The sequence below is a fragment of the Asinibacterium sp. OR53 genome, assembly GCF_000515315.1.
Classification (GTDB): Bacteria; Bacteroidota; Bacteroidia; order Chitinophagales; family Chitinophagaceae; genus Sediminibacterium.
Genome location: NZ_KI911562.1, coordinates 2,715,450 through 2,726,778, shown reverse-complemented (window position 1 = coordinate 2,726,778; position 11,329 = coordinate 2,715,450). Strand labels below are relative to the sequence as shown.

Genomic DNA, 11,329 nt, shown 5'->3' with positions numbered 1-11,329 from the left:
TGAATAACCGTCCGGCATTTGAATGTATTGATTTGCCAGCCATTGAAAAATGATCATCTCATCGACATATCCTCCCTATTCACATCATTACACACTATGGCATCAAAACAGTGTTAATCACATGAATGACGCCATTTGACTGATACACATCTGCAATTGTTACTTCTGCTTTATTACCTTTGGAATCAATTACCCATAGTTTTTTCCCTTTTTCTGCAAAAGTCAATTGCTCTCCCTGAAGCGTGGTAAACATCACCTTTCCGTGTCCTTCTTTGATCTTCTTACGCAACTCTTTCGAGTCCATCTTACCGGGAATCACATGATAGGTTAAGATAGCAGTGAGCGTGGATTTGTTTTCCGGCTTTACAAGATTGTCAACTGTTCCTGAAGGCAGTTTTTGAAAGGCTTCATCTGTAGGTGCAAAAACGGTAAAAGGGCCCGCACCAGAAAGCGCTTCTACGAGACCAGCAGCTTTTACTGCCGCCACCAACGTGGTGTGATCTTTCGAATTAACGGCATTTTCAATAATATTTTTGGTGGGATACATTGGCGCACCACCTACCATAACTGCTTTGCTATCCTGTGCAAAAGCATTGCTAAATGAGAAAGTCATCATCGTTACTGCAATCAGCAACAGGGACTTGTGTTTCAATAATTTCATAAATGGTTTTAATTTGATTATATTCATTTACGCAGATAATATCTTGATGGTTTTATCATCGGAAATAAAAAAAGCAATATTCATTACGAATATTGCTTTCTAAAAAAATCAGGACATATCAGACTTTCCCGGCTACATACATTTCTGTAAGAGTAGGTTGATCGCTACCACCCTGCTTTTCAAGGGTAATTGCAAACATTTGCGCACGATCAATCACTTTCATTTTTTGTATGAATGCATTACTATTTAAAGCATATACGCCTGCATTTATTGGCTTGCCATCAACAATAGCCCATAGTTGATATTGTTTGCCACTTGGCGGGGTGGGAAGGTCTTTGAGAGAAAGATAGACTTCTTTGTTTTGCGTGTTCCAGAACAACATAACGGTATTAGCGCTATGTGCACCAACCCCAGCCAATGGGATCGATTTTACCGCAGGACTTAACAGCAGATTCATTTTTTCCTGTTCTGCTTTCAGGCCGGCCAATTCCTGTTTAGATGCACGATCTTTCATCAACAATAGCAAGTTGAATACCATACTTGCAATTAATAATACAACAGCTACAGCCCTGTATAAATGATACATTGAAGCAACTCTGCCGGGCTTATTAGTATCTGAAATAAGATAGGCATCCTTATGTTTACTCTGATTGCTTATTGTTGCGGGTAGTTCTTCCTGCTGCAAAGCCGACCATATCTGCTCTTTCATATCATCAGGTGGCGCCTGACTGTACAATGTAGCATATTGCTCCAGTTGTTTTCGGCATTCCGAAATAGCTGTAGCTACTTCAGGATGTTTAGATGCCATCAACTCTAATTCATGCATTTCTTCAGGTGAAGCCACACCTAAAACATATGCTTCTATTAGCCCGGATGATATGTAGTCCTCGATATTCAATTCATTATGATTTCATTATATCCTTTAATTGTAGCAAAGCTTTCCTGCATCTTGTCTTTACAGTTCCAAGAGGAATGTCAAGTTCTTTCGCGATCTCTTCCTGCGTGTAGCCTTTAAAATATGATAGATCAATAACCTGACGGTGCTCCTCTTTAAGAACAAGCAGTAATTGCTTTAAACCAATATGATCGGTCTTCATGGATATCGATAACCTGCTTTCATGTGCAGACATGTTATCACTGGAATACTGGGTATTCTTTTCCTGGTTGTATCCCGACGATCTCAATGTATCAATCGCTGCATTACGGGCAATATTCAACATCCAGGTGTATAGCCTGCCTCTTCCGGCATCATAGCTGTCAATGTGACGCCATATCTTAATGAACACTTCTTGCAATATATCGCTGGCCACTTCCTGCTTATCCAGTATTTTAATAATAACACCATATAAAGCTCCGGCATAATTATCGTAAAGATAATTATATGCTTGTCGATCTTTGTTCTTTAGCGATGCAACAAGTTCTGTTTCCGTATTTTGCGTGTTCGCTGTCAATAGCAGGACTTTCAAAGTAAATATATGGCAGTTCCCGATAACTTCGGAATAAATGTTCAGTTAGAGCGAATAATGTTTATTATTTCTGAACAACTGCTCCCCGCAATGATTCAACAATTTTTCCCACGCTTACCAAGGCTGGTGTATTGGAAGGCACCCCGGCTTTATTGGCTCCCATAAAGAGATCTGTCTCAAACTGGTCCATGTCTGCATTCCCAGCTTTACCATTCATCCTGGGATTTTGAGCAGGGTCATGGGCAGCCACCATTGATTTTCCACCATAACTAAAGTTTTTTGCTCCGGTACCCACACAAACAAAGTCTGTCAGGTTTTTACTCAATGCAGTAAATCCACTGGTATTACCTGAAGTAACTTCTGCCAGTAGAACTTTGAAAAAGCCATTGATCTTACTATCTGCCGCAATAACAAAGATTGTACTGTCTACAATCGTACGGATAAGCAGACGCCCCTTTTCGATCTGGGTACCCTGCTGTTTAGGATCTGCAACCAGCGTGGTTCCCCCCAGAGAATCATAAAGTGTAGGCATGGGTGCTGCTGCCATCGCATCGTTTTTCTTGGAGCAAGCCTGAATCGCCAGAAAGGCAATGCACAGGGTAGAGAAAACTAAAAAAACTGTCATCTTTTTCATTGGTTACTTTTTTTTGTGGTTTAAAGATTTTTTTTGATGTAGTTATAAAGTTTATTTGTTCCCGAAGCGGCTACCGGGCAACCGGCACTCATTTCTTCCTGTGTAGGAAGATATCTTTCAGCTTTGTAATGCAGTGATTTTTTAAAGTTGGCGACAATGGCATCCCCACTTGTTGTGATAGGGAAAAACGTAAATATGACAATGCCGTTCTGCGTATTACACAATACGTGATCGATCCCTTTCTGGCCATACATCCAATTTGTTATTTTAGCTGCATCCTCCTGATCAATTGGCTGTTTAATATCAATCCTAGCCATAATAAGTGTATTATTATCAGGCGGTTTAACCCTCGTTACCAGGTAAATATGTACCAGTAACGTTCCGAAAGACAAGAATAGCAGAATCAATGTGTACTTGAGTGCTTTTCTGAAGAGGTTCTTTTTCATAAGTGTACATTTATTCAATATTGTGATGGCAATATGAAACATGTACGGAAATCTTGCAGGAGCAGATTCAGAAAGAAAAAAAATGTTGGAAAGCAGATAAAAAAGAAAAGCCCGCCGTCGCTGAAGCTATGGCGGGCGAAGTCGGGAAGACAAGATTCGAAATTAGTTATAAAGTATTATTAACTAGCGGCTTGCATAAGCTCAGGCACTGAACTCAAGCCCTACGTCGCAGGTAAAAATGTGTTTGAAAGAACTATTGCAAAGGTATCAAACGTTGTCCATCAACCAAATACTTTTTTATTGTAAACTTCATCCACAGAAAGAACAATAGAGCCCACTTTTCTTCAGATGATGAAGTTAAATATCATTTTCTGTCGCGTAGACCACCAGACCGACTTTACCTTTTACTGCTAATTTTTTTATGAGATTCTTTCGGTAGTCATGGACGGTTTGCGGACTTATATGCATTTTATCGGCAATCTCCTTATACGTGAATGAGAGGCGTAGTAGTGATAGAAACTTTCTTTCTCTTTCCGTCAATACCGGGGAAGCCCCCGCGGGCACAAGAACATTATCTTGAATCCCCTGGAATATCTTCTTGGATAATGCAGCAGGAAGATACACTTCGTTGTTAAATACCTGGCGGATGGCCAAAATAAGATTCAGGGGGTCTTCATTTTTAGTAATAAAACCTTTAGCGCCGGCCTGAATCATTTTCAATATTGAGGTCTCGTCTTGATACATCGACAATGCCAGGATTTTAATTTGTGGAAAATGATTAGTGACCCACTGCGCCGTCTCAAAACCATCCTTCCCCTCTCCCATATTGATGTCAAGGATCAATACATCCGGTATCTTCCTGTTGGTCAGTTCGCTGACAACCTGGCTTCCATTATCTGCCTCAAACAAAAGCTGAAAATCATACTCTAATCGCAATAAACTGACAACCCCCTTGCGAAGCATCAAATGATCGTCAGCAATTGCGACAGATATTTTTCTTTTCATACTATTCGGCAAATGGAATAAAGATACAAATATGGGTACCCTCCGCAACGCTGGACTTTATCTGTATAGACCCTTTAATCAACTCAGCACGCGAATGCAGGCTCCTCAACCCGATACCATTTTTCACGGTCTCCGGCTCAAACCCTTTACCATCATCTTCAATAGTAAGCGTTATCCCACCGGGAACGGATTCGAACAGATAGCTAACCGTCTTGGCTTCTGCATGCTTAAGAATATTCTTAATAGCCTCCTGATGCATTCGGAAAAGAACAAGTTGCGTTTCATTCGGTAGGGTGATCGTTTTACCATTAGTATCATCAAAAAAAATTGTTTTGATTGCCCCTTTTTTTGACAACCAATCAAGTTCATTTCGTATGGCTTCATCTATTCCAATCTCGCTGATTCGGTCACTATGGATATTCCTGGACAGTTCTGACAAATCTTCCATAGCGGAACTGATCAGTCTTTTAGATTCAGCTATAAGAGAAAAGGATTGTTCCGGCGTCTCAGCAAATTGAAATAATGACAGATTTACATTCGCCAGTAGAAGAATCTGACTGACATTATCATGTATTTCCATGGAGACATTTTTCAATATCTCTTCCTGGGTTTCTATCTGGGTCTCAAGCAGTTTTTTTTCATGAATTACTTTAAACCGCTTGATTTCCTCCTCCTGAAGCCTCTTCCCTCTTTGGATCAGTCGTACAACCAGTAGTATAAACCCAATTAAAAAAACAGCAACAATAAGAGTGACTACTGCTTGAAGAAGGATTTCGGGATTCTCTTTGGACATAAGCAAGCGATTATCAGGAGTAGATAGTAAAGACTGTTTATATTGAGTAATAAGATATGCATATTCCTTACAATTTCCTTTGAGAAATTGGTCAGACTGTTAAGGACGACAACAACTGAAAGAGATCCGGTATAAAAGAAAAGAATCGCAACAGTAACCCAGAAAACAAAATCTTTTGTTAGTGGCAGCAATTCGTTCTTCTCATTTTGAAGGAAATTTTTAACCTTCCACAAACCCACAAAGATCAGCCAAACAGCAGACAGGGCATAGGAATAGGTGTGAAAAGCTTTATATCCCGTAATAAAAAAAATGTCAGTGATACATATGCTCGCAACGAAAAAGCCGGAAAACAGAATTGACTTTCTTTGTAGGCCTGGTTCAGATGTTACATAAAAAAAAGAAGTATACAGCGCTAATTCAACTATTGAAAGGCAATTGATGAATAAAAGATTATTCCAACTATGCCAGGCATAATAGGTGCCGACGGCTTCTACAAAGAAAGTAAAACACAACAGCATTGAGATTATTACGCGCTCAATCCGTCTACGTTGGAAAGTAGTGTAAACAGCAATAATCATTGCAGCTAGTAGGATCCACAGATCAGGATTAATGGAATGCATAAAAAGGCCCCGGTTTTGCCGGGGCCAAATTACTCAATTTTAGGGCGGAAACTAGATAACTTTAATCCCCTTTTCGTCCTCTAAAATGGTCAGTCCAACTCTTTCCATTTCCAGCCCGAAAGGGATGCCTTCCGTACCAAGAGGATCGTTTCCGCCACAAAAGGGAGGACAGGCTGTCCCGTAATTGAATGCCAGAATTTCGGCACCACCTTTATGAGGCACATAGAGGTTTTTATGAAAAAGACCATTTTCAGTCTTTTTCTCTTTTGTAGCCACCAGAACCACAGTTTGCCTTCCCCGCAGCTCAATATCCCCTTCGAAATCCTCCGGGTAAACACCATAGTAGACCTTAATGCCATCCGCCCCATGCTCGGACGCTAAACGAAGAAACTGTGTGATTTCTTCAATACCGAACCAGGTGCTTAAAGAATCGGGTTTCCCCAAAAATTGGGTGTTGGCTACCCATCTTTCTTTTTTGTAACGGCTGATAAGTTGGTCAACATGTTTGGTTCCGACCAACCGCCCGCTTTTCTGAAGAACTTGTGCTGTTGTCATTGGAATTAGTTTAGGTGAATAATACCACCAAACTATCCGACCTCATTGTAATAATACAGTTTCAATAATTTATAAAACAATTAATTACACATGTGTCATATATATAATATAATGTGTGCCAAGAATTTCTGATTTGAGTGACAAATATTACCCTGTCATTGGAATAAAAAAACAATGTTTCCAGGGATAATAAAATACCCCCATAAATGGGGGCACACATAAAAAATAATCGGGGAAGCAATATCTCAGTGATAGAATGCGATCATTCCGTTCAGGACTCCATATAATACCAAAACGGGACGGCTGTTAAGGTCAAGCTTTTGAAACAGGCTGTCCCGGTAATTTTCTACCGTTTTGAAACTAACCCCCATTTTCTCAGCTATCTCTTTATAGCTCAAGTCGGTACTGGCAAGTTGAATAAATTCAACTTCTTTCTTTGTTAAAATACTCTTGCCGTAAAATCCTGTCTTTTTATTAAAATGCTCTCGAAATTGGAAATATTCCTTTTTAACAAGATCGCCAAGATAAAAACCATATTTATGCACTGATACGATTGCCTTCTGTATAATGGAAGGATCAGATGACTTATTAATATACCCGCAGGCACCGTTTACAATCATGTTGATGATCGTATCCTCTTCTCTGTAAAAAGAGAATACGATAATTTTAATATCCGGATATGACAACAACAATTTCTCCATGGTTTGTTGACCGTTCATTACCGGCATTGAAATATCCAAAAGGACAATTTCGGGTATACAGGTGCCCGATATTTTTTTAAAAAGTTCTGCCCCGTTACTTGCTTCTATTACAATCTGAATTTCATCAGTCGATTCAATCAGCATAGCGATACCCCTTCTGGTTACCGGATGATCATCTACTAAGGCAATCTTAATCATTGAGCAGCATTGGTTTCAGTAAACTAAAATTAAGGCTTTTAACTTGTTTTATTGGCCCTTAAAAACGGAGCCTACCTATAAAATCTGAATTAAATAACGAACGCTTTCAGTCGCCACCTTAAAGCTCAACAATTACGGAGAAAGCTGCAAAAGAGCCGGCTTTTATCTGGGATAATATTTGATTCCATAAATCATACATTATCATTGATAAATAATGTCATCCAGATGGGTTGCTATTTGCAAACAAATTTGAACACGGCACCCATCGATCAAATCAAAAAGAGTAAATCCAAATTTATCTACGAAACTTAGAGTGGGAAACGAAATGAGTAAAAAAATCCTGTTTCATTCACTCAAATAGGGGGTTTTCCCCCTTGTATCAGTCAAAATTTGATTGTATTGTTGCATGGCATCAATCATTGCGAAAGAAAATCTGTAACAAATTGATTTTTAATGCAGAATATCGAGCGCTTAAATTAATTTCTAACCATTAGATCGTCGTCTTTCGTGCTAATTTGTTCGGCGTTTTTTGTTTTCAGTCTCCATATCAAATCCTATCCAATGAATGAGTATAAAATACAAAACTGACCTCCCGGTGTTTCTGTTCTCATCTGAAGGAAAGTATACGGTTCCAATCAAAAATCACAGACATAAAATTCTATTTATGAAATCTCTGCCAACACTAACAACACAACAAGCTGGTGAGTTACTCGCATTTCAACGTGCTTCGAAACAAGGGGCAACTACTTACCTCAACCCTTCAGATCCCACACATCGAAAATTCATTGAAAGTATGCTCAATGCTGCCGGCAGAACACCGGCCAATTACCCATACCTCTATAAAGCACTGAACACGGGAGGTCCATATAAGGGAGCCCCTGGCGTGGACAATGTACGCATGGTAGATGCAGGGAAAACTACTGCCGGAAAAGCTACTGCCACTGTTTGGTCACGCTCATCCAACGATAGCCTGATCAAAGGGGGCAATTTAATGGTGTTCGATAGTGATACCGGCGCACTACTGGCGCAGGGAGAGAATACAGCGGTGAAAAGAGGCTTTCTCGCTTGTCCTGCCAGGAGCGCTACCGCTGCGCCGGCCGGAAAAAACCTCTCTCTTCTCTACATGGGGCACACAACAGATGCCGACGGGTCTACTCGTTTTTACAGTTATACCAATAAAGTTGCGGTAGCGCTGGATGGCATCAAGGCTAATATTACTATGCCTGTGATTCAGCATACAGGCAATGTAAACATTTGGATTGCAGTGGGCAGAATAGCAGGTTCTCCATTTCCATCCAATACTGACTATATCTTCATAGAACCTTCTGTCAATGAAAACAATCCTTATCTCATTGTTCCTTTTAAAGGTAATGTGGCGCTGAGCGGGCTTATTGACTTGCCCAGCCTTACCATTGCAGATCTCAGTACCAGTATTTTTGTAAACAATGGACATGGCTCTACTGTCGAAATCACCAGAGCTACCCAATACACCACAGATGCAAAGATGATTGGTGCTTTTTCAGTGGGTACTCCTGCCAATGTTTTGCAGTGGGAATTTCCCTATGATCAAAAGGGTTACCAACAAACAAACTCAATTGTATACAACTCTACTTCGCTGGGCAACGAAATTGATAGTTATTTCTATTTCGCATTTAATGGCATCCCATTAAAAGGCGGCGCTACAGCACCTCCATTTTTTGTCTGCAGCAAAAACACACCCGAAGACCCATCTATCAATTGCACGCAGATACCAAACCTGTATTTCTGGTGGCATTGCCTGGCCAAAGGCACATTAGTAACGCTGGAAGATGGTAGTAAAAAACCAATTGAAGCCATCAATGAAACCTTCAGGGTAAAAACCGGTACTAACGGAAGTAGTTTCGCAGTATGCGCTACCGCATTAGGGCGACATAGTTCCGATCCGGCAGCGGGCACCCGCAAAGAGATATTCCGGCTCACCACCGCTAATGATAAAAGCATCACTGCTACCGAGAACCACATGGTCTTTATGACGGCGGATAAGTGCAGAAGTATCAGCCATCTTGTTGCGGGCGACAAAGTAATGACCGATGAAGGCATGTCTACGGTAAAAAGCATTGAAGCGATTGCTTACAACGATATGTTTTATGCCCTGGCACTGGGTAATATAAAAGAACAAGCTGAAAAAAGTTTTCCGCACAATATGGCAAACTATTATGCCAATGGAATCCTTTGCGGTGATCAGCTGGCAATGCGCCATCATTGCAATGAAGCGCACCATGATCTTGAATACATGCTGCCGCGCATCAAACAGGAACTGCATACTGATTATGCATCCGCACTACATCACAAGCGCTTTTAATACCCTACTCATGGCCAACAGTCTTATCAAGAATCTGTTTTATGCCAGCCCCTATTCCGTTCCACCTCCCGGCGTAGGTACTACAGGTGTAACATTACAGACAGATCCGGCGCAATCACCCACGCCTGCCGGCGTTACCAACCCCGTGCTGGTGATCCGCTTGCGGATGGCGTCAAGCCCGGTGGTTATTGGTATATCTGCTACATCCGGTCCCGGTACAAGTGTAAAGACGGCTATCTATCAGCCGTCTTTTCCTTTATCCGCCACCGAGTCTTATATGATCGATATCATCTGGGTGCCGTCGGGCACACCACCTGAAAATATCGACTGGAACAGTGCCATCGCATCTGCACCCGTAACCGCTGCCGAAGTGATGGTAGGTAGCGCCGCTTTCAATGGCACTACGCTTGATGCAACGGTAACCTATGGTGCAAGCAGTGTTGCGGTAGGTGCACAGGTAAATGTATTCGCCCTATCAGGCGGTGTATATGTGAATATTGGCAGCGCGCAAACTCAGGGTAACAGGTTATCTGTACCTGTTACCACCACCGGGTTTACTGCGCCATTCTCTTTCAATGCACAAGCCATTATTCCCACCAGCAATTCGGGAGGCGGTGCTTTTGCACCCCCTTTCAGCATGGGACCTCCTACCGTGATCAGCAATTACACCAGCGTACCACAAGCGGCTAAAACAATTGCTGCAGCTGTTTACAATGGCAAAAGCCTTTCTCTTTCCTGGAACCTCGATACGATTGCCGGTTGCGTGAACCCCGATTCCAGCCTCATACAGGTCCTTGCCAGCAACCAGGTTGTTGCCAGTTTTAAAGGAGGCCCTGTTTCTGCCAATATTCCGCTGGATATTTATGGCCAGTCAAACATTACCGTTCAGTTATCTACTCTAGCGAATAATATTGGCAGTACACCTTTGTCCTTCAGCCTGATCACGCAGGCGCCAACGGTAACTAATGTTGTTGCTGATAAAACAGCAGGAAAAGTAACGGCAAATATTGCAACGACCCCCACAGGTCTTTCCGCACAAGCTTACCTGATGGATGGAGATATAGTACTTGCCGGTCCTGTTGCACCCACTAGCGGCGTGGTGAGTTTTAGCTATAGTACATCAAAGTACAATGTAGAAGGAATGGTTGGACTAAGCGTTGTTGCCAGCAGTGTATCTGCCGATGGAACAGTAACAGGTCCTGCAAGTAAGCCCGCCGTTTTACTGGCCACCGCACCTGTACTGCAATCCGCCCTCCTGCTCATCGATCCCGCAAACAACGCACAATGGAGAGCGGATATTGCCTGGAACCGCCTGCCTGATAGCGCTGCCAATGTTACTGCTTATACAGTTTCTGTTTTACAGGAAACGACTGTTATAGCTACGCAAACCATTTCCGGCACTACTGCCACACTTACGTTTGCCAAAACAGCAATCGACACCTCCAAAACACAAACCATACAACTCTTTGCTACCGGCATTACCGGCGGTAATAGCCCTGCACAAACTTTGTATGCGCTGTTTGCACCGCCATTGCTGGCTTCATTGGTTACAACAAAGGGACAAATCGGTATTACCTGGACCGTACCGGCCACGCTTCCGGCAGCCAATACATTACCGGTAAGCTATCGTGCGATCATTGCATCCGGCGCTACTACTATTTATCGTGGAAACGAAACAACTGCTACACGCAGTGCCATTCAGCTTGCCGCCCTTTCTATTCCGGATACCGGCAACCTGGTGGCAATGGTAAATATTTCACTTGGACCGGTTACACTTCAGTGTGATCCGTCTATGGCTGCCACCTGTAGTGCCAGTCCGTTATTGACAGCGCCCATTATCAACGCAACTACTGCTGCAGCCACTACCAATATAGCTACACTGAACTGGACCGCTGTTACAGGTGCCAAT

At 42.2% G+C, this 11,329-nt stretch carries 10 protein-coding genes; 1 reads left to right on the top strand and 9 read right to left on the bottom strand.

The features are described from left to right. Positions 1–94: 94 nt before the first annotated feature. The 9 genes from SEDOR53_RS0112195 to SEDOR53_RS0112145 all read right to left on the bottom strand — a co-directional run bounded on the left by SEDOR53_RS0112195 (position 95) and on the right by SEDOR53_RS0112145 (position 7,079). Positions 95–661, bottom strand: a complete 567-nt coding sequence (locus tag SEDOR53_RS0112195; RefSeq protein ID WP_026769975.1) for a fasciclin domain-containing protein — start codon at positions 659–661, stop codon at positions 95–97. Positions 662–779: 118 nt separating this feature from the next. Continuing rightward, the gene (locus SEDOR53_RS0112190) at positions 780–1,559 is read right to left on the bottom strand and encodes an anti-sigma factor domain-containing protein (protein WP_026769974.1); all 780 of its coding nucleotides are present in this window, start codon (positions 1,557–1,559) and stop codon (positions 780–782) included. A gap of 4 nt (positions 1,560–1,563) precedes the next feature. Further along, entirely contained in the window at positions 1,564–2,112 is a 549-nt protein-coding gene (locus SEDOR53_RS0112185; protein ID WP_026769973.1) for a sigma-70 family RNA polymerase sigma factor, read from the bottom strand. Positions 2,113–2,191: 79 nt separating this feature from the next. Next, on the bottom strand, positions 2,192–2,761 hold the full coding sequence (locus SEDOR53_RS0112180) for a globin family protein (protein WP_051348002.1): 570 nt from the start codon (positions 2,759–2,761) through the stop codon (positions 2,192–2,194). Positions 2,762–2,781: 20 nt separating this feature from the next. Further along, on the bottom strand, positions 2,782–3,207 hold the full coding sequence (locus tag SEDOR53_RS0112175) for a hypothetical protein (RefSeq protein ID WP_037361196.1): 426 nt from the start codon (positions 3,205–3,207) through the stop codon (positions 2,782–2,784). Positions 3,208–3,564: 357 nt separating this feature from the next. After that, the gene (locus SEDOR53_RS0112165) at positions 3,565–4,212 is read right to left on the bottom strand and encodes a response regulator transcription factor (protein ID WP_037361193.1); all 648 of its coding nucleotides are present in this window, start codon (positions 4,210–4,212) and stop codon (positions 3,565–3,567) included. 1 nt (position 4,213) lies between these two features. Beyond that, on the bottom strand, positions 4,214–5,005 hold the full coding sequence (locus SEDOR53_RS0112160) for a sensor histidine kinase (protein ID WP_026769969.1): 792 nt from the start codon (positions 5,003–5,005) through the stop codon (positions 4,214–4,216). Between the two features lie 671 nt (positions 5,006–5,676). Then, positions 5,677–6,180, bottom strand: coding sequence for a hypothetical protein (locus SEDOR53_RS0112150; RefSeq protein WP_026769967.1), 504 nt, complete (start codon positions 6,178–6,180; stop codon positions 5,677–5,679). A gap of 245 nt (positions 6,181–6,425) precedes the next feature. Further along, positions 6,426–7,079 (bottom strand): response regulator transcription factor, encoded by a 654-nt coding sequence (locus tag SEDOR53_RS0112145; RefSeq protein WP_026769966.1) that lies wholly within the window; start codon positions 7,077–7,079, stop codon positions 6,426–6,428. A gap of 664 nt (positions 7,080–7,743) precedes the next feature. Between SEDOR53_RS0112145 and SEDOR53_RS0112140 the strand changes: the two genes are divergently transcribed. After that, positions 7,744–9,420: a Hint domain-containing protein gene (locus tag SEDOR53_RS0112140; protein ID WP_037361190.1), complete on the top strand. Its 1,677-nt coding sequence runs from the start codon at positions 7,744–7,746 to the stop codon at positions 9,418–9,420. The last annotated feature ends 1,909 nt before the right edge of the window (positions 9,421–11,329 follow it).